We start from the raw sequence: 22,634 nt of genomic DNA, 5'->3' as shown, positions 1-22,634 counted from the left end.
AATGTATACCACCCAATTATTAGATAAAGTAAAAACACCCTTAGTAAATAAATTTTACAAACTACATGGGGCTAGCGGGCGCGCTAATAAGCAAGATCAAGTATGGGTTATATACTTAGATGAGCAAATAGTGGCTGCATGTAGGGTGCAACATAAATCCAATTTTTTGTTTTTATCCACGGTTTATGTTGCTAAAGAACACCGCTCAAAAGGGCTAGCAAAGCAATTAATAACTGATCTTTTGAAGCATCAACACATGCATGTTTATACCTTTGCATTTAAAAACATAGTCGATTTATACCTCAGTATTGGTTTTAACCAAGTGTTAACATATACTGCTGATCTACACGTACTTTTTGATATGTATAAGCACCGTAATATTGTCGCACTAGAGTACCCATAAAAATAAAAAACCATATGGAATGACCATGAGTAAGGGCGTTAATTGGATTTTAAGTTGCTGCTTAGTTTTAATAACTATAGTGAGTTGCCAGGCTGGTGCACAAGTTAAGCGTTTATCACCTAGCGAAGGCCTATCACAAAGCTACGTTAATACCATACTCATCGATAACAACGGGTATTTGTGGCTTTCTACCGAAGGGGGATTAAACCGTTACGATGGGTATCAAGTAACCCCGATTAATGGCCCAAATGGAGAACTAGAAGAAGCAATTATTGACAGAATATACCAAGACGTAGACGGTTATATTTGGATTGCCTCATTACTCGAGGGCCTTTTTAGATATGATCCAGCCACAGATACTTACAAGCAATTTTTAAGTCCTCCAAGCAACGAAGAGCAAATTTTTAACCAATCAGTATTTACCATGCTAGCGGCTGATTCAAAAACACTGTGGATTGGACGAGGTCGAGATTTTGCGAAGCTCGATATTCAAAGCGGTGTGATTGAATCTGTTTTTGAGCTGCCTAAAGAATACAAAAATACATTAGTAAGAAGCTTGTTTCATTATAACGGTTACATTTTTATAGCGACCTCTCACGGTGCTTACGTTCATGATATTGCTAATGATCTAACTCGTCCATTACAGCATTTAAAAGGTGAGGCGGCGCATGTTTACCAAAATAATGTTAAGTCGTTTGAGCTGGGTGAAAATAACCAGTTATTAGTCGGTGCGGTTAAAGGTATGTATCAGGTTGATATTAGTGATTTACCAAGCATGTTTGAACGTCCCGATATTGCATTCAAAAATAAAGTATTACTTGCCGACCTAAATGTGTGGAAAATAGAGTACAACCAAGGTGAAATCGATCTTGCGACAGACAAAGGGTTATTCAAATTTGATTTAAATAGTGGTGAGTTAATAAAAAATACACGAATCACTCAAAGTAAATATACCTTAGCCGACACCAGCATTATTGATATGGCCAAAGATAAGTCTGGTGGCGTATGGGTGGCCACAAAAAGTGATGGTGCCTTTTATCTATCAAAAGATACGTATCATTTTAACAATGTTGATGGCAGTGTGCTGGGTGGCGCAGGTTTATCTCACCATTCAATATGGGGAATAACCGAATTTAACGAAAAGCTCTGGCTTGCAACCAATAATGGCTTAACTGAGGTTGATTTAAAAACCAATACCAGCAATGTATATTTAAAAGATTATAAAGCTGACGCTTACACACGTGAGTTTAGCGTTTGGCAAATTATGCCCTATAAAAATATGCTTTGGCTTAATACAAATCGAGGCTTGTATATTTTTGATCCAAATACGTATCAAGTCACTGAACCTAAAACAAAAAATGTGGCAAACCAAGATCATATCTCAGGGTGGGTACACGGTGTTGCTTTAATGCCAAATGGCGATTTATATTTTATGCACCGTGACCATGGCGCGTTTGTTTATAACATAGACACTAAAATTGTGACACGATTGGGCGGTGAATTGGCACAATTTAACCCTTTTTTAGCGCATGGTTTTTTACCCGCTTTACCAAATAAACCTGATTGGCCACTCTTTTTTAATGCCGGTATTTTATATCAATTAAACCCTAACAACCTTGCGTTAGAAATGATTTATAAAGTACCCAAACAACATGAAAACGTTGCAATTAGTGTGCTTTCATACGTAATTGATAATAACAACGTGTTGTGGATCTCTCTTTCTAACTTTGGCTTAATTGGTATTGATTCATCAACGTATGAACACCTTCATACTATTGATCTTGATAAGAATAAACTAGGTACATTACTTTATAGTATGGTGCTTGACGACGACGGTATGATTTGGATGAGTAGCCATAAAGGAATTTGGCGTTTAAATCCAGAAACGCTCCACTTTCAGCAGTTTAGTACAGCCGAGGGGCTTTTATCGGCTGAATTTAATAGCTCAGCAATGGCGCAGCTTAACGATGGCCGCATTGTATATGGGGGGTTAAAAGGAATAACGTATTTTCATCCAATGGAAAACCAAAGTTATAAGCCGCTTATAGAGCATGTAAATATAACGCGGGTAAATTTAATGTCCCGAGAGTTATCTCGCGATTTAAGGCAACCTCTGAGTGAAGTCGTTTTAAACCACGATGATATTGGTCTTGAAGTGGCTTTTTCTGCAATGGCTTTTAGTAATCAAGAACGTATTATTTATGAGTACCAGCTTGATAACGGGCAAAAAACCTACGCAAGAAATAACAACCGAGTACTATTTCCTAAGTTAAACCCTGGTAGTTATACATTAAAAGTTTGGGCTAAAGACCCCTTAACGGGAATTTTTACCAAGCCAGCTACATTAAAAATAAAGGTTAAATACCCACTTTGGCGTGCGCCTTATTTTATGGTGTTATACGGCGCTTTATTTTTATTTTTTATTGCCATGTGGGTCAGGCGACGAAATAAAATTCAACGTATCTTATTGGCTGCGCATAAAGAAAGTAAAGACAGTGAGTCCCGTTTAAAGCTTGCCCTTGAAGGCAGTGAGTCTGGCGTATGGGATTGGCAGTCAAGTAATCCAAGTATTTATCAGCCTCGTTTAAGCAATGAGCTGGGTTATAAACACGATACTGTAAGCCTTGATGAATACTTGGCTAAAATACATCCGCAAGAGAAACAACTATTTCGTTTAGAGTGGTTAGAGTTTTTGTCGACCGATAAAGGCTACTTTAACTGCACATACCGTGTACGTCATGCCAAAGGTTATTGGCGTTGGTATAAAGACTTTGGCAAAGTGGTTGAGTGGGATGAAAAAACGCCTCAAAAAGTAGCGGGTACATACACTAACATGACCCGTGAAATGGTATTTGAAGAGCACGCACGGTTATTTACTGCTGCATTTGAACAAACTCGTGATTGGGTTTTTATTCTCGATAAAAACTTTAATGTTCGTGCCTCTAATAAATCACTGCAAACCGCTTTTAACTTTGCTGCAGAGCCCATTTCAAGCAGGGCGTTAAACTTAGGTATGTCGCCTAAAAGCCGTGTTGATTACTTACGTATCATGAAAAAGCTCTCAGAAGGGGAGCATTTTTCTTGTGAAGATATGGTACGCCTTCACAATGGAGAGTCGCGCCATGTGCTAGTTAAAATAAGTGCGGTTGCTGATACAGAACAACGCTTAAGCAGCTATGTTATTATTTTAACGGATATACATGCACAAAAACTGGCAGAGAGTGAACTGCACCAACTCGCTAACTTTGATGTGTTAACCGGCTTACCAAATCGTACGTTGTTTAATGATAGGGTTGAGCATGCCCTTGAGCAAGCCCAAAAGCACTTATGCAAAGCTGCGCTTTTACATATTAATATTAAGCGCTTTAAATATTTTAATGATTCATTAGGCCACGAAGTCGCCGATGAACTTATTAAAAAAGTTGCAGAGCGATTAAAATGCTCACTACGTTCATCAGACAGTATTGCACGATTTGGTGGTGATGAATTCGTGGTCCTGGTTGAAGATATTCACCAAATAGAAGAGGTATTACTTATTTGTACCAAACTTATGGATTGCGTGAATCAAAATATAAGTATTAACGACCAAGTAGTGAATATTAATTTAAGCATTGGTGTTGCTATTTCTCCTGATGATGCAACACAAAGTGCTGCCTTACTGAAGGCGGCAAACATTGCGCTCTATCATGCCAAAGGTGCGCTTGAAAGTAATTATCAATTTTACAAACAAGAAATGAATCAGCATGTTCAAAAAGCCCTTCATTTAGAATCACAGTTAACAAAAGCCTATCAAGAGCATGAGTTTTGTAATTATTACCAACCTATTATAAATGCTCACACACATCAAACTGAAGGCTTTGAAGTATTACTTCGCTGGCCTGAAAATAAACGAATCCAAACACAGGAGTTTTCGTTGGCGGCTGAAGGTGTTGGTTTAATAACTAAAATAATGCTACAAACCTTTGGCAGGGCATTAAATGAGCTTAACGAATGGCGAAAAGCATCTCCTGATTTGTATTTATCGATTAACTTATCGGCATTAGATTTTGAATTTATAGAGCTTGTGCCAGAGATTAAAAAAGCGCTTATTAATGCTAACGTGCCATCAGAGGCTATTGTATTTGAAATAACAGAATCTATTTTAATGCGTGACTCAAACCTTGCACTGCAAAGTATGAAAAAGTTAAAAGAGTTAGGCTGTAAACTCTATATGGACGACTTTGGTACCGGCTATGCATCGCTTACTTACCTAAAGCGTTTTCCTATAGATGTGCTTAAGATTGATCGAAGTTTTGTTCAAGACATCGGCATTGATTCTGATGATGAGGCAATTATTGAATCAACACTCACATTGGCACACAGTTTAGGCAAAGAGTGTGTGGCTGAGGGCGTTGAAAGCCAGCAGCAGCTTCTGTTTTTAACCGCGTTAGGGTGCAAGCATTTTCAGGGTTATTTATTTAGTAAGCCTGTTCCAAAAGAAGATGTACCAGCGCTTATAGTACGTGACTGGCAAGATATTTTTGGTAGTAACCTACAAGCAGATCATAGATAAGCGGTCATAAATATCAAAAATGGTGTTATTAGCCCTTTTGAGCACAGTGCACGTTAAGTTGTTAAAGCAATATTATAGCGCCTTACTGATTTTAGGCGCTCTGAACATAACTTAAGTTATTGGGCTGAGTTTATTTTGTGTTGAGCACCATGTTAATGCTGCCTTCTTCAAAATCGCGGCTTACTTTAAAGCCCAACTTGCGGGCAAGTTCAATCATACCTGTGTTTTCTGGTAGTGTTATACCTTCAATCCACTCAACGCCCTGGCGTTTACAATGGTTAATTGCAGCATTCATTAAAATTCGACCTAGCCCTAAGCCTTGGCAGTCAGAGCGAACAACAATAGCAAACTCGGCATGCACGTTGTCGGGATCCATAATCACACGCGACACCCCTAAGGTGCGTGTTTTTCCTTCTAAGCGTTGGCAAACAATAAACGCCATTTCTCGGTCGTAATCAATTTGAGTCATTTTAGCGAGTTGATCGTGGTTAAATTGAGGTAACTCGCCAAAAAAGCGTTTGTAACGATCTTCTTTATTGAGTGATTGATCAAATGCCTTATGGGCTTGTTCATCTTCAGGTTTTATTGGCCTAAGCGTTGCTTGAGTATTATTTTTTAGCGTTACTATTTCTACAAGATCTATAGGGTAGGGGCGAATACATAACCGTTTGCGGTTACTTTTTGACTGGTATCGATTTAGCGTTATGGTGGCATCAAGTACTAAAAATTGCCCGTTACTTGCAAGTATTGGGTTAAGTTCCATTGCGCTAATGTCGGGTTGATCCACAACGAGCTGTGAAATACGCGTGAGCAACGCACATAAACGATATTTGTCGACCTTTTCAGGTAAAATGCGATCTTTTAATACGCCTTTATCATGTGCGGCAGCAATTAAATATTTAGCCAAGTTCATATTAAGGGGAGGGAGAGCTACTGCCGCTTGAGCGTACTCAAGTCCTGTACCTGCCTCACCAAGTAAAATAACGGGGCCAAAATTAGGCTCTGTTTTAATTGCAATCCGCAGCTCGTTTGCACCTGCACGCGGTGCCATTTTTTGGAGTGAAAACCCATCAATAGTGGCATCCGGATAAGTGTTTTTAATACGAATAAGCATCGCAAATGCGGTTTGCTCAACTTCATTGGCATCGTTTAGATTTAAAACCACGCCGCCGACTTCAGACTTAGAAGCAATACTTGGGCTTATAAGCTTAAGCGCAACGGGAAAACCAAGCTCTATTGCTTGCTCTTTTGCCTCAGTGGGTGTGTACGCCACTTTAGTTTCAATACATTCAACACCATAGTGGCTTAGTACTTGGCTTGCATTGTGAGTGGGTAGATAGGTTTGTTCCTCATCTAAAAATTCAGTTATTAACGATGTGGCAGCTGCTTTGTTTATTTTTGCATCGTCAGTGTTCGACTCTGGCGTTTGCGTTAAATGTTTTTGGTTTCGACGATACGATACTAAGTGCATAAACGCACCGACAGCGCCTTCAGGTGTTCGATAAGTAGGAATTGCATTATTAGCGCATATTTTTCTGGCTGCGAATGAAGCATCTTCACCCATAAAGTTAGTAAAGACATAAGGGCGAGCCATTTTGGGCAACGTTTGCAGCGCTTGAACAATTACATTGGCGTAGTCTTCACTTGGAGCCAGTGCCGATGGGGTGTGTATTATCAATAAGTTTTTTACTTCTTTTGCATGCAATAATATTTCTAATGCTTGTTTGTAACGCGCTGGTGCCGAGTCACCAAAAATATCAATCGGGTTGGAGGTTGCTTCCGAGCGGGGAATAACGTGATTAAGCGCACTGCGTGTTTCACTACTAAGCGCCGCTAATTTCCCAGAACGTTGAATTAGCTCATCAACCGCCATAACACCCGGGCCTCCACCATTTGTTAAAATAGTGAGCTGTTCAACTTGCAATAATTTTGGGTGCATGGCGAGCGTTTGTGTTGCAGCAAATAGCTCTCGTAGGTCGTTAACGCGCAGCATACCCGCACGTTGAAATAACGCATCGTATACGGCATCAGAGCTTTGTTTTCCACCGGAATGGATCTCTGCAGCAAGAGCGCCAGCATTTGTCTTTCCAGTTTTTATGGCAATAACAGGTTTACTAAATGCAGCCGCTCTTGCGGCCGAAATAAAGCCACGGATGTCTTCAATGTTATCAATATAAAGTAAAATAGCTTTAGTTTTTGAATCACGACCTAAAAAGTCGAGCAGCTCATCAAAATCAATATCTAAACACCCTCCCACAGAAACAAAGTACGAAAAGCCAATATCTTTATTTTTAGCCCAATCTAAAATAGTGGAACAAACTGCTGCAGATTGCGACACAAAGGCAATTTTACCTGGGCTTGCCACTGTATGAGAAAAGCTGGCATTTAAACCAATGTGAGGAATTAATAGCCCTAAGCTATTAGGGCCTAATAAAGTAACGTTGTGTTTATGGGCGCATGCTTTTAGATCACTTTTTTGATCGTTCGTTAAGCCATCGGCAATAATAATAGCGCTTTTACAGCCCAGCTCTCCTAGTTGGCTAATAATGTCGAACAGGGTATTTTTATTGGTACAAATAACTGCAAGATCAGGCACTTTAGGTAGATCATTAATACACGGGTATGCAAGTACGCCATGAACAGCGCTATAGCTTGGCGTTACAGGCATGATTGGTCCTTTAAAGCCGCCTTGTAACAAATTACGCATAACGACAAAACCGGCACGAGAGGCATTATTTGACGCGCCTATCACGGCCACTGAGCTTGGGTTAAAAAACTGACTAATTCGCTTTAGGCTCATTGCGTTTCCTTAGCTTTTAAATTTTGCGTTATACATTGTCTCAATGTACCCTGTTTAACAGGTTATTTCGAGTTTATAGATACGTATTATTGATATCAATCAAGGAGTTTACTGTGATTAAAACACCTGGTTTTCACACTGTGCTGGCGGCTATTTTTTTAAGCCTAGGCTTAATTAGCTTAGGGTTTATTTTAAAAAGTGCAGCACTAAATGTAAAAGAAATGGAGCGTACAGTACAAGTTAAAGGATTAGCAGAGCAAGAGGTGATTGCCGATACTGTTATATGGCCTTTGCAATTTAGCGATGCAGATAACGACCTTGAAAAGTTGGTAAATAGGGTTGAGAAAAAAAACGCTGCCGTGATCGCATTTTTAAAACTGCATGGTTTTGATGACGCCGAAATATCACTTGGTAGCCAATCTATTGTTGATAAACAGGCGCGCGAGTACGGCAATGAAAACCAGCAATTTAGGTACATTGTTCGTTCAAATATGACCGTTTATTCTAGCGCTGTAGACAAGGTGCAAAATGCGCTGAGCAAAGTAAGCCAATTAGCTAAACAAAATATTGCCATAGTACAAGATAGTTACGAAACACGTGTTGAGTATATTTTTACAGGGCTAAACGATGTGAAACCGGCCATGGTTCAACAAGCAACTGAAAAAGCCCGCGAAGTGGCTAACAAGTTTGCTAGGGATTCCAATTCAAAACTAGGAAAAATAAAAACAGCTCGCCAAGGGCAGTTTAGTATTACTAACCGCGATTCAAATACACCACAAATAAAAAACGTAAGAGTAGTAACCACTGTTGAATACTACTTAAACGACTAGGATCTATTTATTATTCTAGGTTAAATTTATAGCGGTGTGTTTAGTATTTATGTAACTCATTAGGTTACAAATCTCGTACCTTGGTAAAATAGTTACTCGATTAGCCAACGCTTAATCTATCAAGGTTCTCATGACCTAAACCGCTTTAACTAAATGTGCAACTTGCGCGGTTGAACGTTGCAGGTAAGCAGCACTAAGTAAAATACTGGTTTCGTTAAGATCTGTTCCTTTTAATATATTTGCCAAGTGCTGTTTAGCTGTTGGGTTTTGTTTTTGTTCTATTTCCATCAAGGCTAACAGTGCTGAAAATTCATGCTTAGCCGGCGTGCTTGGTTTATTTGCGTACGCAATGTAACACGCAACAGGTGTTAGGCCACGAGCATTGGGTTGAGCAAGCGCTTTTACTAAGTCATCGTTAGATTCAAATAACATTAATGAGCGTATATAGTTAAATGCCAGCTTTTGGGCATTAGCGTGTTTAAATACAGTGTGCAACACATTATTGCCTTGGGTATCTTGTGCCAAGAAGCCCTTATTTTCTCTAAGCGCCGGAGTAAAAAACGTCAAGGCATCTGTGGTTGTTAACTGATTGATAAAAGGTGCAGGTGGGGTATTGGTTGTTAAAATACGTGTTGCTACATTTTGCATAAAATCGTACTTAATACTCATGCGCAAAGCGCTTTCGTATAGATGATTAAGCTGTAATGTTTGTTGTGCTTGGTTTAACTGCTTAAAGTCATTATCAAGTTCATTTAATTGATGCTTTGAAATACGTGCGTTAAGTAACTGTATGCATAACTCCATAATTTTTGCGCCTCTTAAATACCTTTTTGTTTAGCTTAACCTATTATTGCCAATTGGTACAAAATACAAAAAAGGCCGCATAAGCGACCTTTTAGTTAGCTTTATAAATTGGGATTAAGCTTTTTTGCTTGCTACCCATTCATTTACAAAGTTTTCTAGTACGTTTAGTGGCACAGGGCCATTTTTTAGCACTACGTCGTGGAACTGACGAATATCAAACTTGTCGCCAAGTTGCTTTTTAGCGTCTTCACGTAGTTCTAAAATTTTCAACATACCTACTTTGTAAGCCGTTGCTTGCGAAGGCATTACAATGTGACGTTCAACCATTTTAACGCCGTCAGAAGTGGCATTAGGGGTGTTATTCACATAGTAATCAATCCCTTCTTGGCGAGTCCACTTCATTGCGTGAATACCAGTATCAACCACTAAACGGCACGCGCGCCATAATTCCATAGAAAGACGACCAAAGTCTGAGTATGGGTCTGAGTACATACCCATTTCTTTAGGTACAAGCTCAGAGTATAAACCCCAACCTTCAATGTAGGCTGTGTAGCCGCCAAATTTACGGAACTTAGGCACACCTTCTAGTTCTTGCGAAATAGCTATTTGCATGTGGTGACCCGGAATACCTTCATGGTAAGCCAGTGCTTCCATTTGGTACGTTGGCATCGCTTCCATGTCATAAAGGTTTGCGTAGTAAATACCCGGGCGTGAACCATCTGGCGCAGGCTGTTGGTAAAATGCTTTACCCGCCGCTTTTTCACGGAAAGCTTCAACTGCTTTTACTTTAAGGTCAGCTTTTGGCTTAACAATAAAGAGCTCATCAAGACGCACTTTCATTGTGTCGATCATAGCTGTTGCTTCGTCAAGGTAGCGTTGTTTACCCTCTGCTGTATTTGGGTAGTAAAATTGCTTATCAGTTTTCATAAACTGCATAAACGCTTTTAAGTCGCCTTTAAAGCCTACTTTATCTTTAATTTCACGCATTTCGTCATGTATACGGCTTACTTCTGATAGGCCAATTGCATGAATTTCTTTTGCAGTTAAATCAGTGGTAGTTGTGCGTTTAAGTGCATTATTGTAAAAGGTATTACCTTCAGGTAATTTCCAAGCACCATCACGGTCGTCAGCACGTTTTTCAAGTTGTGCTAGGTAGTTAATAAGCTTTGAGTAAGCTGGCTTAACTGCTGATTTTAACGCGTCAGTTGCTTCGTTAATAAGTGCATCTTTCTCGTCTTGACTGATTTCAAGTGCCGTTACTTTGCGTTTAAAGTCTGCTAAAAGTGTTGAATCGTCACCTTTTTCAAATGGTGCACCCTGAATAATGTTTTTGCTTGAATCAATAACATGTGGAAACACAAACTTAGGTGCAATAATGCCTTTATCTGCTCGTGTTTCTAAGTCAGTTACTAATTGGTCAAATACCGTAGGCACCCCATTTAAACGCGAAATGTAGTCTTTTGCTTCTTTAACATTACTAATTGAATGTTGGTTTATTAAAAAAGCAGGCACCATAGAGTGTGTACCAAACATTTGGTTTACAGGGTAGTTGTGGTAACGCCATTTAAAGTCAGCAATTGAGCTTTCTAAGTCTTGTTTTTTTAAGTCGTAGCTTACTTTAGTTGCATCGTCTAGCAGGTCGCGGTTAATCGCGTTTAGGGCAACTAAGTCGGCTTTAGTTTCAGCGAGGTCTTTGAGTTTTTGCTCTTCGCTGCCGTCATCCCACTTATCGTAATCTTTTTTAATACCCATGTAAGTTTGGTAAACCGGGCTGCTCATCACATCACGGTTAAAGGTATCTTCAAAAAACGCATTGGCTTTGTCAATTTCGCTTTGTACAGGTTGCGCTTGAACAATTGGAGTGGTTACAGATTGTTGTGGTGCTTGTTGGCAACCAGCAAGGAGTGCAACACTCACAGCTGCTGCAATAAAGGTAAGTTTACGCATTGTTTTCCCTTTTGTTGTTAGAAACCCATTAGGGTATTTTAATTTTTCATGTATTCGCTTTACATGACGTATAACGCCCAATGCATTATACGAACAATTCTAGCAGGTCATTTAAAAAGCGATGCCCTTTAAGGCTCACTTGCCAGTGACCGTCTTTTTCTATTAATAAACCGGTGTTTATGGCTTTATTTAAAGCTGCTTGTTGGCTTTGCAATGGCTGACTAGTCAGCGCACTGTAGTCTTCAATCGGGCATGGTTCGACAAGGCGAAAGCGATTCATAAAAAACTCGAAAGCTAAATCGTCTTGCTCAACGTGCCAGCTTTTATACAAATAAGGCTTTACCATATCCATGTAGCCACGGGGATGTTTGACCTTTTCAGTTCGGGTAATTATGCCGGTTTTTGCATTGGTAACCTTACCATGAGCACCACAGCCAATCCCCAGATAATCGCCAAACCGCCAATAATTTAAGTTATGTTGGCATTGATAGCCCGGTTTTGCATACCCTGAAATTTCGTATTGTATATAACCTGCTTCTGCAAGTAGTGCTTGGCCTTGTTCTTGAATATCCCACAGAGTTTCATCTTGAGGTAGTGTTGGCGGTTTAGATGCAAACTGAGTATTAGGCTCTATGGTAAGTTGGTACCACGAAATATGTGGGGGATCGAGCGCAATAATTTGCTTTAAATCACTTAATGCATCGTCTAAGGTTTGCCCTGGTAAGCCGTGCATTAAATCAAGATTAAAACTATTTAAACCAGCTTCTTTGGCTTGCTCTGCTGCATAGGTTGCTTCGTTAGCACCATGAATGCGGCCAAGCGCTTTTAACTTGTCGCTTTGCAGGCTTTGTATGCCAATTGAAATACGGTTTATACCTGCTTTTACATACTCTTTAAATCGGCCCGTTTCTACTGTGCCTGGGTTTGCTTCGAGGGTTATTTCACAATTATCGGCAAGGCCTATAAGGTTATCGACTTCGCTTAGTAGGCGTGTGTAAGCATCACCGGTCAATAAACTTGGCGTACCGCCACCAATAAATATACTGTGAATTTTGCGCCCTTGAACTAAGTGTAAGTCGGCTTTTAAATCGTCTATTAAATGCTGAACATATTCGGCTTCTGGTATGTCGCCTTTTTGCCCGTGGCTATTAAAGTCGCAATAAGGGCATTTTTGAACGCACCAAGGTACGTGCACATATAAACTTAGAGGAGGAAGAGTCACAGGCCGCCTTTTAGTTGTAGCTCATTTAGCAAAGACTGTAGTGCTTGACCGCGATGGCTCACAGCATTTTTTTGCTCTTTGGTTAACTCGGCGCTGGTACAGTTTTGCTCTTCAACAAAAAATACCGGGTCGTAACCAAACCCGCCTTCGCCATGTTGGGTTTGTGTAATTTCGCCTTCCCAGCTTGCGCTGCAAATAAGCGGGGTAGGGTCATCGGCGTGGCGCATTAATACTAATACACACCAAAAACGCGCTTTACGATTTGGGTTATTACCTAAATCATTAAGTAGTTTATCTATGTTGTCTTGATCGCTTGCGCTCTCACCAGCAAAGCGAGCAGAGTAAACCCCCGGTGCGCCGTTTAAACCATCAACCTCTAAGCCGGAATCATCAGCTATGGCAGGCATACCCGTAATTTTAGCTGCATGACGGGCTTTAATAATAGCATTTTCAACAAAGGTAGTACCTGTTTCGGCTACTTCACTAACGTTAAAATCACTTTGTGGAACTACATTAATATTAAGTGGGCTTAACATGTTGGCCAGCTCACTTACTTTGCCAGGGTTACCCGTGGCAAGGACTAAAGTTTTGTTCATAATATTATTTATCTACGTAAAATTTTTGCTGAAATTGCAGTGTTTGAAATTGATTGCTTTGCTGTATTTCAATTTCAAAGCGCAGTATTTCTTCGTTTGTAAAATCGACTTGGGCAAGGTAATAAATCGACTCGCCTTCAATTACTTCTTTAAAGTTAAGCGTTTGTTTGTTGCCAAGTAGGTTTCTGGCTGTGCCAGATAACTTGGCCTTTTGAGCTGTATTGCCTGTATTGTTTTTTAACACAGAAATATTAACAATCCCTTTATAGCCACTGCGCTCAAGCCCATAAGCTTTGGCGATTTGTGGCTGAATAAAGGTTGATGGAAAAGCAATGTAATGTACTTGCCACGGGCCAAGTTCTTTATATTGCCCGCCCAATGTTTGTTCGCTGTGTGCGTTAAACGCGAGTGTTAAACAAGCAATAAAACAAAATTTAATTAACCGATTCATTGTTCACTCCAAAAAATGTAAAAAAGAGGCCATAAGGCCTCTTTTGCTTAAAACAAAAACTTAGGCTAAAAAGTCCATTAACAGCATTTGTAAAAACTGAATACCAATAATTAATACAAGTACTGATAAATCTAAGCCGCCCATTGGTGGAATAATTTTACGAAGTGGCTTAAGCATTGGCTCAGTAAGCTGGTGGAAAACCGCTTCAATAGGGTTGTAGCCTTGGCTTACCCAGCTGAGAATTGCGCGGATAATTAATACCCAAAATACTAAGTTTAAGCCTTCTTTTATTACGGTAATTAGGGCTTGAATAAACACGGGTTGCGCAGCCCATGCGCCGTAAATTACCAACATTAAAGTACTAATTTTGGCAATAGCTACAATAAATGCCAGCAATAGTGAGGCTAAATCAAGCCCACCTAACCCGGGTATAATTTTACGTAAAGGGTTGACTGCAAACGACGTTGCTTTAACCACAAACTGGCTCATTGGGTTGTAAAAATCGGCTTTTGCCCACTGTAGCCAAAAACGCAGTAGTACCACCATTAAAAACAAATCAAACAGAGTACTGATCAAAAATTGCATGGCATTCATAGTGTAACCTTTAATAGTAAAGTAGTTTTAAAGTTCTTTTTCCATTTGCATCGCGCGAGCAATACACGCATCCATCGCATCGCCAACGGTTTTAGTTAAGCCTTCGTCTTTTAAATGCTCAACTGCGGCATGTGTAGTACCGCCTTTAGATGTTACGTTTGCGCGTAGCTGAGAAATGCTAATTTCTGGTTGGCTTAACGCCATTTCGGCAGCGCCAAGTGCTGTTTGTTGTACTAAACGACGAGCATCTTCATCATTAAAACCAAGCGCTTTTGCTTTTTCTTCAATGGCTTCCATAAATAAGAAAAAGTAAGCTGGTGATGAACCTGTGACTGCAATGATATCGTTAATTTGCGCTTCTTGTTCGACCCACACCACAATACCTGTGCACTCAAATACTTGTTGAACAAATTCATGTTCTTGTTGCGTTTCGCCAGCGCCAAATAAGCCAGAGACGCCACGCCCTAATAAAGACGGCGTATTAGGCATGCAACGTACAATTTTTACATCTTGCCCTAACATTTCGCGCAAGCGGCTTACTGTTAAACCAGCAGCTACTGAGATAAATAGTTTATTACTGAAATCGATGCCAGACTCTTGAAACGATTTACATAAATCGCCCATCATTTGCGGCTTTACAGACAAAACAATTACATCAGCATCGCGTAGGGCTTCGTTATTGTCACTGGTGGTTTGCACCTTGAAATCGGCTGCTACCTTTGCAAGCTTTTCTTGGTTGCGGTTAGTCGCAATGATGTTGTTTGCGTCAAAGCCGTTTTTTACCATGCCACCAATAATAGCGTAGCTCATGTTACCTGTGCCTATAAATGCGATTTTTTTATCTGACATAAATCTGTTTTTACCTTTTAAGTTCGTGTTCCAAAAATGTCTGTTCCGATCCTCACCATAGTTGAGCCTGCACTAATTGCGGCTTCAACGTCATTACTCATACCCATAGATAGAGTGTCTAACTGTGGATATTGGGCCTTTAGTTTATCAAAGCAAGTTTGTAATTGCTCAAAATATTGAGTTTGTGTCGTTGGATCGTCACTTTTTGCAGGAATAGCCATCAAACCACGTAATCTTAACTGATCACATTGGCTAATAAACTCAGCAAGATTTGCGATGTCATCGGGATGACAGCCCGACTTTGCCTCCTCGGCGCTAATATTTACCTGAATAAGTACATTAAGTAGTGGTTTACTAGTTGGGCGCTGAGCGTTGAGGCGCTTGGCTATTTTGATTCGATCAACGCTTTGTACCCAATCAAAATTTTCTGCCACTAAAGCACTTTTATTTGACTGGATAGGGCCAATGAAATGCCAAATGATATCGCTATATGTGTGCAGTTGAGCTATTTTATCTACAGCTTCTTGAACATAAGACTCACCAAACTGGCGTTGGCCATAATTGTAGGCAGCAACGATATCGTCGCTAGGTTTGGTTTTAGACACCGCCAGCAAGGTTATTTCATCTTTGCTTCTGTGCGTGTTTTTTGCCGCGTTTGAAATTCTTGCGTAGGCGCAAGTGAGTCGTTCTGCTATTGTAACCATATAATTATCAGCCAGTTGTGGAGTCATAAATGGATATTACCGAATTATTAGCGTTTAGTGTGCAACACAATGCATCCGATTTACATTTATCGTCGGGTGTTTCACCTATGATACGCGTAGATGGTGATGTTCGCCGCATTAATATACCAGCCCTTGCAGATAAAGACGTAAACAGTTTAGTTTACGATATTATGAACGATACTCAGCGCAAAGATTACGAACAAAACCTTGAGGTGGATTTTTCGTTTGAGGTTCCTAATCTTGCTCGCTTTCGTGTTAATGCCTTTAATTCAAACCGCGGTCCTGCGGCAGTATTTCGTACAATACCGAGTGAAGTATTAACACTTGATGATTTAGGCGCGCCAGATATTTTTAAAACAATATCAGACAACCCGCGTGGTTTAGTGCTTGTTACCGGGCCAACAGGGTCGGGTAAATCAACAACACTTGCGGCCATGGTTGATTACATAAATCAAAATAAGCATCACCATATTTTAACGATTGAAGATCCAATCGAATTTGTTCACGATAACAAGTTAAGCTTAGTTAACCAACGTGAAGTTCATCGTGATACACACAGTTTTTCAAACGCACTACGTAGTGCGCTGCGTGAAGACCCCGATGTAATATTAGTGGGTGAGTTGCGTGATTTAGAAACGATTCGCTTAGCGATGACCGCTGCTGAAACCGGTCATTTAGTGTTTGGTACGTTGCATACAACCTCCGCGCCCAAAACCATTGACCGTATTATTGATGTATTCCCTGGTGAAGAAAAAGCAATGGTACGCTCTATGTTGTCTGAGTCATTGCGTGCGGTTATTTCGCAAACGCTCCTTAAAAAAATTGGCGGTGGGCGAGTGGCTGCTCATGAAATTATGATTGGTGTACCCGCCATACGTAACTTAATTCGAGAAGACAAAATTGCACAAATGTACTCGTCTATTCAAACGGGGGCATCAATTGGTATGCAAACAATGGATCAATGTTTAACAAACTTAGTTAACCGAGGCATTGTGACCAACACCGCAGCGCAAGCTAAAGCGCAAGACAAAACACAATTTGGTGGTTAAGGAATTATCATGACTTTATCTTTAAACCGTTACTTAATCACTATGATTGAGAAAAAAGGCTCTGATTTATTTGTATCTAGCCGTTTACCTGTTAGTGCAAAAATAAACGGTGAATTAATTCCTTTGGGCGACGACAAACTCACTGACGAAGAGTCTTTACAGTTGGTTGAGTCTGCGATGAGCGAAAAGCAAAAAGCGGAGTTTCATGCTACTAAAGAATGTAACTTTGCTATTGCAACCGACGAAGGGCGTTTTCGTATTTCTGCGTTTTGGCAGCGCGATAGAGCAGGTATGGTTATTCGCCGAATTGTGACACAGATCCCCGATGTCAGTGATTTGGGCCTACCTTCTACACTTACCGACGTCATTATGGCTAAGCGTGGTTTAGTTCTGTTTGTTGGTGGAACAGGAACCGGTAAGTCGACCTCATTAGCAGCCCTGATTGGCTACAGAAACCGAAACCAACGAGGTCATATTTTAACAATAGAAGATCCAATTGAGTTTGTTCATGAGCACCGCAAAAGTATTATCACCCAACGCGAAGTAGGGCTCGATACAGATAGTTTTGAGTCGGCGCTCAAAAGCTCATTACGTCAAGCTCCAGATGTTATTTTAATTGGTGAAATACGTTCGCAAGAAACTATGGAATACGCATTAAGCTTTGCTGAAACAGGGCATTTATGTGTGGCTACACTGCATGCCAACAATGCTAACCAAGCCATTGACCGTATTATGCATTTGGTACCAAAAGAGAAGCATGACAAGCTTAAATACGATTTAGCACTTAACTTACGTGCCATTGTAGCTCAACAATTAATACCTACCTCAGATGGTGACGGCCGCGTTGCCGCAATAGAGATATTGCTTAATTCACCTATGGTGGCAGAGCTGATTAAAAACGGCGATATTGGCGGCATTAAAGAGGCCATGGCTAAATCTAACGATATGGGCATGCAAACCTTTGACCAAGCCCTTTTTGAGTTATACAGGCAGCAACGTATTAATTATGCAGATGCACTGCATCATGCTGACTCACCAAATGACTTACGCTTGATGATTAAACTGCGCAATAACGAACAACAAGGTGCGGGCTTTTTACAAGGTGTCACTATTGATGGAATGGGGGATGACGATAACTAATTAGTTATTGTTATTAAAAAAGCGCGACTTTCCAGCCGCGCTTTTTTTGTATTTAACACACCTAATTACAGCGTTACTCACCGTAAAATGATTCAAAAAAACTTTCTAAAATAATTACCGCAGACATATTATCTACATTTCCTTTACCTAAATTTTTATAACCGCCTTGCTCAAATAAACGGGCTTTTGCGTCAGCAGTTGTTAGGCGCTCATCTTGTGTTTGCACAGGAATGCCATAGTGATTATGTAACCTGTTAGCAAACTTTTTAGCTTTGAATGTCACCTCTTGTGAAGTGCCATCCATATTAAGCGGTAAACCGACCACCATTAAATCTGGCTGCCATTCGTTTACTTGTACTGCGATATGATCCCAGTTTGGAATACCATCTTGCGCTTTTACGGCTTTAAGGCTTGATGCGCTGCCAGTGAGTTCTTGCCCTACGGCAATACCAATACTTTTAGTGCCAAAATCAAACCCCATTACGGTGCGCTCGCCTTGTGGCTTAAGTGTTGTTTTTTTCATTGATAATGTTTTACTTAGGCTGCTTTTCAAGCCGTTATGTTAAAGGTTTACATAAAAAATTCACTTGTAATAGCGTATCTATTTCCAAGTGAATTTATATTATGAACTTAATTTAGAGAGGGGATATTTAAGCATGCCCGGCTTCAGGGCTTAGTTGGCCTATATCAAAGCCAAGCATTGAAACGGCTTTTTCCCATCGTTTTTCAGCGGGCGTGTTAAAAATAATGGCCGGATCCGCCTCTATAATTAGCCAGCTGTTATCAAGCAGTTCTTGTTCTAGTTGGCCTTGTTCCCAACCTGCATACCCTAAGGTGATAATAAACTGCTCAGGGGCATGTGCTGTAGTTAAACTTGCTAGCACGTCTTTAGAGGTGGTGATCATAATATCACTACTGAGCTTTTGGCTTGAGGTATATCCGAGCTTAGGGGAGTGAAGCACAAAACCTCTATCTGTTTTAACTGGACCACCTGCAAACACAGCTACTTTAGCTGCTTGCTGGGTTTTGTCGTTATCGATTTCTATTTTATCAAGTAGCTCACCAACGGTTACGTTGATGGGTTGGTTTATCACCAATCCCATTGCCCCATCTTCATTGTGCTCGCAAATATACGTAACAGCACGTTTAAAAAAAGGGTCTTGCATTGACGGCATGGCGATTAAAAAATGATTTTCTAATGACTGCATAGATTTCACCCTTTCAGTTAATGAATTTTGAGTATGGCACAACCCTGTATTTTATAACTAAATAAGTTAACTGATTTTATTAAAATATTAATACAGCAAGTGCTGCATTAATATTTAAACGTTAAACGCATTGTGTTCAGTCACTTTAACTTATTTAACCTGAGGCTAGACTATTTAGCTAATTTTCTCTCAATAGCATCAAAAAGAATACCTGTGATTGATATATCATACGCGGCTTCAATTTCACGCACACACGTAGGTGCTGTTACATTAATTTCGGTTAGCTTGTCGCCAATAATATCAAGGCCAACAAATACAAGGCCTTTTTCTTTAAGAGTGGGCGCAACGGCCTGTGCAATTCTCATATCTGACTCGCTCAATGGGCGAGCTTCACCACGACCGCCAGCTGCTAGATTTCCGCGAGTTTCACCGTTTTGTGGAATACGCGCTAAGCAGTAGGGAATGACTTCGCCGTCAACCACAAGAACGCGTTTATCGCCTTGTGTAATAGCAGGAACATAATTTTGTACCATGGCATAACGGCTGCCGTGTTCGGTCAAGGTCTCGCAAATAACACCTATGTTTGCATCATCTTCTTTTACACGAAAAATAGATGCGCCGCCCATACCATCAAGTGGCTTTAAAATAATGTCTTTATGCTCAGCTAAAAATTCACGAATTTGTTTTTGGCTGCGCGTAACTAAGGTGTCTGGCGTGTGTTCGCTAAACCATGCAGTAAACAGCTTTTCGTTAGCATCACGCAAGCTTTGTGGTTTATTAATAATTAACGTGCCTTCATCTTCAGCGCGCTCTAAAAGGTACGTTGCGTATATGTATTCAGTGTCAAACGGCGGATCTTTACGCATTAATATTACATCAAGATCGGCAAGGGCAATGGTGGTTTTTTCTTCTAGTTCGTACCATTTTTCTTCGTTGTTAAATACACGCGCTTTGGCAGCGGTGGCATACGATTTACCTTTACGAAGTGATAAATCATCCATCTCCATATAGTAAATTTCGTAGCCACGCTCTTGCGCCTGCATCATCATTGCAAAGCCGGTGTCTTTTTTGATGTTAAACCCACTAATAGGATCTGAAATAATACCTAATTTAATTGCCATGCGCTGTGCCTTAATCTATGTGTAATTACTACTAGAGTTTACTAATAGCTTTGATATGAGGGTGTTTTTAGCTATTTCAATTAGCTAAATCACCAAATTGTAGCTGTAATGCACTTAAGACCGTTAAAGCGGCGGTTTCAGTTCGTAAAACACGTGGCCCTAAACGAATATCAACAAATTCTTGTTGTTTAGTTTGTGCCATTTCTTCGTCAGTAAAGCCGCCTTCTGGGCCGACTAAAAACCGAACGCCATCTTTAGGTACAGTAATGGTTTTAATGCTGTGTTCTGCGCGAGGATGAAGCGTGAGCTTTATCGCGTTAGTTGATTGCTCAAGCCACTGTTTTATGTCTATAGGGGGGTGAACAACCGGTACATAATTACGCCCCGACTGCTCGGCTGCCGCAATCGCTATTTTTTGCCATTGTTGATGCTTTTTATCAAGGCGGTCGCCAATGAGCTTTACGCCACAGCGCTGACTAAAAATAGGGGTGATTTCGGTAATACCTAACTCAACGGACTTTTGAATTGTAAAATCCATTTTATCGCCACGCGATACGCATTGGCCTAAGTGAATTTTTAATGGTGATTCTACGTCGTGAGGATTAAACTGCTGTGGCATAACCACTACATTTTTTTTACTCACTTCTATAATTTCACTTAGGTATTCACCACCTTCGCCATTAAAAATAGACACATGTTCGCCTACTTTCATACGAAGTACTCTGCCTATGTGGCCAGCTGCATCGTCATCGAGTGACACGGGAGTGTTTAGTGTAATAGAAGACGCTTGGTAAATATGAGGAACTCGCATGTGATTTCACTTATAAGTTGGCGATAAAGTTATATACCGCTATGTTAAGTAAGCTGCGAGCTAGGTGCAATTATTTATTGTTTATTAAGTAACTCTGTTAACTCAATAATATCGACTGATGTATCGGCTATGTCGGTATGACAAGATAGGTGGTTTGAAAAGCCTTCGTCTTTTACAGGGCTAAAAGCAAAACCGCTTTCATCTTGAGTGACTAAAAAACGTTTTTCATGCAGTGAGTTATAAATAAAACGTTGTTTTTCATCAGCCAGTAAATAATCGGTTTGATTAAACAATACACCTTTAATGTCATGATGTTCATGCAAATAACTGGCAAGCTCAGAAACGCTAATTTCGTTTTCAAAATCGCAATAACAATAATCTTTAATGAGTTCATCAAACATCATTTTAACTAACTGGCGAGTATTGGCACCTGCAATGACTAAGGTACTTGGGGCATCTCGCTTTGCACTATTAAAATAGTGACCAGCAAACGCTCTGCTAAATTCGTTATCTATATCGATTAATAGATAGTTAGTAACTTCAAATGGCATAATGTCCCAGTGCAATTAAGCAAAGTGTTATGTAAGCAAGTTTTGTGTAAGCCCAAGCGAAAAATGTTTAATGTTAAATAGAAAACATGCTAATTAGTAAATAGCCTATTGCACAAAAAACAGCAAATTCAATACAAGCAATACCTATGTTGTCTTGATGATCAACTTCAAGTGCTGCATCAATATTGGGTAGTGATATTTTTTTTACAATAAATGTTAACGCATATAACAGTATCCACATTACACCGCAATGCATTACCAGTGTAAACAGGTTTTCAACCATTTTACCGTTTTGAAACGTAGCACTCGACAAGCCTGCATACGAGGCAAGCGCTAAACCAATTGATTTACCAGCATAACGAATACCAATAGAGGTATTTTCTAAATTAAAATTACTTTGTAGCGACGCGCCTTGATTGGCTTTTGCAAAACGGTGTTCGCGTATTTTACTATCAAGTGCAAACATACCTTGCAGTAAAAAAAAGCTGACTAACGCGATTAATAAGTTACTGAAGCCTTGAGTGTGGGTCCATGTGTAAAGGCCTAAGGTCATAATGAAATTAGCTATTAGCATGCCAGAGTCTACTAAGGCGGCGCATACATTTTGTTTTAAAATAGCCGCTTCTTCGTTAAAACGATGCAAAATCCACTTTCGGTGAATCAAATGTCCCACTTTTATAAATGAAAACAACAGCAACACTAATATTGCTACTTTAAGTGGATTAGATTGTGCGGTACTTACACTTATTTCATCAAATAAAAAGGCAATAGTTGCAATAACAACCGAAATCTCTGAAGCAAAATTGATCCCCATGGCAAAGTTATCATGCTGGGCTAATTCATCTTTAAGCGCTTGTTTTAATTTAATTTGAGTTATTATTCTTAATGAAAAAATAGTTAAGCAAATAACAGCAAAACTAATAGTAATCGCAACAAAACTAGTGTTAGATAAAGATAAATATGACATGGTTGTCCTAATTA

The 22,634-nt window shown here is 39.9% G+C and carries 20 protein-coding genes; 5 read left to right on the top strand and 15 right to left on the bottom strand.

The features are described from left to right. The first annotated feature begins 1 nt into the window (after position 1). Both PMAN_RS12345 and PMAN_RS12340 read left to right on the top strand, forming a co-directional pair. Positions 2–403 (top strand): GNAT family N-acetyltransferase, encoded by a 402-nt coding sequence (locus PMAN_RS12345; RefSeq protein WP_008132419.1) that lies wholly within the window; start codon positions 2–4, stop codon positions 401–403. A 25-nt stretch (positions 404–428) separates the two neighbouring features. Beyond that, a complete protein-coding gene (locus PMAN_RS12340) occupies positions 429–4,955 on the top strand; it encodes an EAL domain-containing protein (protein WP_010556586.1) in 4,527 nt (1,508 codons plus the stop codon). A 130-nt stretch (positions 4,956–5,085) separates the two neighbouring features. Here PMAN_RS12340 and PMAN_RS12335 read toward each other — a convergent pair whose 3' ends face one another. After that, complete coding sequence (locus PMAN_RS12335) at positions 5,086–7,755, bottom strand: bifunctional acetate--CoA ligase family protein/GNAT family N-acetyltransferase (RefSeq protein ID WP_010556585.1); 2,670 nt, start codon at positions 7,753–7,755, stop codon at positions 5,086–5,088. A 113-nt stretch (positions 7,756–7,868) separates the two neighbouring features. Here PMAN_RS12335 and PMAN_RS12330 point away from each other — a divergent pair, with 113 nt between their 5' ends. Beyond that, the gene (locus PMAN_RS12330; protein ID WP_010556584.1) at positions 7,869–8,585 is read left to right on the top strand and encodes an SIMPL domain-containing protein; all 717 of its coding nucleotides are present in this window, start codon (positions 7,869–7,871) and stop codon (positions 8,583–8,585) included. 135 nt (positions 8,586–8,720) lie between these two features. Here PMAN_RS12330 and PMAN_RS12325 read toward each other — a convergent pair whose 3' ends face one another. The 8 genes from PMAN_RS12325 to PMAN_RS12290 all read right to left on the bottom strand — a co-directional run bounded on the left by PMAN_RS12325 (position 8,721) and on the right by PMAN_RS12290 (position 15,779). Further along, complete coding sequence (locus PMAN_RS12325) at positions 8,721–9,389, bottom strand: hypothetical protein (RefSeq protein ID WP_010556583.1); 669 nt, start codon at positions 9,387–9,389, stop codon at positions 8,721–8,723. A 114-nt stretch (positions 9,390–9,503) separates the two neighbouring features. Then, on the bottom strand, positions 9,504–11,336 hold the full coding sequence (locus PMAN_RS12320; RefSeq protein WP_006793198.1) for a DUF885 domain-containing protein: 1,833 nt from the start codon (positions 11,334–11,336) through the stop codon (positions 9,504–9,506). An 85-nt stretch (positions 11,337–11,421) separates the two neighbouring features. Beyond that, positions 11,422–12,558, bottom strand: coding sequence for a radical SAM family heme chaperone HemW (gene hemW, locus PMAN_RS12315; protein WP_010556582.1), 1,137 nt, complete (start codon positions 12,556–12,558; stop codon positions 11,422–11,424). Continuing rightward, positions 12,555–13,154 (bottom strand): XTP/dITP diphosphatase, encoded by a 600-nt coding sequence (locus tag PMAN_RS12310; RefSeq protein ID WP_010556581.1) that lies wholly within the window; start codon positions 13,152–13,154, stop codon positions 12,555–12,557. The genes hemW and PMAN_RS12310 overlap by 4 nt, the downstream gene beginning before the upstream one ends. Before the next feature lie 4 nt (positions 13,155–13,158). Further along, positions 13,159–13,605 carry a DUF4426 domain-containing protein gene (locus PMAN_RS12305; protein ID WP_010556580.1) on the bottom strand — a complete coding sequence of 149 codons (447 nt, stop codon included), beginning with the start codon at positions 13,603–13,605 and terminating at the stop codon, positions 13,159–13,161. Positions 13,606–13,665: 60 nt separating this feature from the next. After that, the gene (locus PMAN_RS12300) at positions 13,666–14,199 is read right to left on the bottom strand and encodes a YggT family protein (RefSeq protein ID WP_006793194.1); all 534 of its coding nucleotides are present in this window, start codon (positions 14,197–14,199) and stop codon (positions 13,666–13,668) included. 27 nt (positions 14,200–14,226) lie between these two features. Next, entirely contained in the window at positions 14,227–15,048 is an 822-nt protein-coding gene (gene proC / locus PMAN_RS12295; RefSeq protein WP_006793193.1) for a pyrroline-5-carboxylate reductase, read from the bottom strand. Positions 15,049–15,065: 17 nt separating this feature from the next. Next, entirely contained in the window at positions 15,066–15,779 is a 714-nt protein-coding gene (locus PMAN_RS12290) for a YggS family pyridoxal phosphate-dependent enzyme (protein ID WP_010556579.1), read from the bottom strand. 2 nt (positions 15,780–15,781) lie between these two features. On the opposite strand from PMAN_RS12290, the gene PMAN_RS12285 reads away from it, so the two are divergent. After that, on the top strand, positions 15,782–16,822 hold the full coding sequence (locus tag PMAN_RS12285) for a type IV pilus twitching motility protein PilT (protein WP_006793191.1): 1,041 nt from the start codon (positions 15,782–15,784) through the stop codon (positions 16,820–16,822). Between the two features lie 9 nt (positions 16,823–16,831). Then, positions 16,832–17,962 carry a PilT/PilU family type 4a pilus ATPase gene (locus PMAN_RS12280; RefSeq protein WP_010556578.1) on the top strand — a complete coding sequence of 377 codons (1,131 nt, stop codon included), beginning with the start codon at positions 16,832–16,834 and terminating at the stop codon, positions 17,960–17,962. 73 nt (positions 17,963–18,035) lie between these two features. Here PMAN_RS12280 and ruvX read toward each other — a convergent pair whose 3' ends face one another. The 6 genes from ruvX to PMAN_RS12250 form a co-directional block, all read right to left on the bottom strand. Beyond that, entirely contained in the window at positions 18,036–18,485 is a 450-nt protein-coding gene (gene ruvX, locus PMAN_RS12275; protein WP_010556577.1) for a Holliday junction resolvase RuvX, read from the bottom strand. A 127-nt stretch (positions 18,486–18,612) separates the two neighbouring features. Then, entirely contained in the window at positions 18,613–19,170 is a 558-nt protein-coding gene (locus PMAN_RS12270; RefSeq protein ID WP_008132397.1) for a YqgE/AlgH family protein, read from the bottom strand. Positions 19,171–19,340: 170 nt separating this feature from the next. Next, positions 19,341–20,291, bottom strand: coding sequence for a glutathione synthase (gene gshB, locus PMAN_RS12265; RefSeq protein ID WP_008132396.1), 951 nt, complete (start codon positions 20,289–20,291; stop codon positions 19,341–19,343). A 76-nt stretch (positions 20,292–20,367) separates the two neighbouring features. After that, the gene (rsmE, locus tag PMAN_RS12260; RefSeq protein WP_008132394.1) at positions 20,368–21,102 is read right to left on the bottom strand and encodes a 16S rRNA (uracil(1498)-N(3))-methyltransferase; all 735 of its coding nucleotides are present in this window, start codon (positions 21,100–21,102) and stop codon (positions 20,368–20,370) included. Between the two features lie 74 nt (positions 21,103–21,176). Further along, positions 21,177–21,653 (bottom strand): hypothetical protein, encoded by a 477-nt coding sequence (locus PMAN_RS12255; protein ID WP_006793185.1) that lies wholly within the window; start codon positions 21,651–21,653, stop codon positions 21,177–21,179. A gap of 73 nt (positions 21,654–21,726) precedes the next feature. Further along, positions 21,727–22,620 (bottom strand): DUF350 domain-containing protein, encoded by an 894-nt coding sequence (locus PMAN_RS12250; RefSeq protein WP_006793184.1) that lies wholly within the window; start codon positions 22,618–22,620, stop codon positions 21,727–21,729. Positions 22,621–22,634 lie beyond the last annotated feature (14 nt).

The sequence above is a fragment of the Pseudoalteromonas marina genome (genome assembly GCF_000238335.3).
Taxonomy (GTDB): Bacteria; Pseudomonadota; Gammaproteobacteria; order Enterobacterales; family Alteromonadaceae; genus Pseudoalteromonas; species Pseudoalteromonas marina.
Note: the sequence above shows the minus strand (reverse complement) of the source record. Positions and strands in the feature narration are given on the sequence as shown.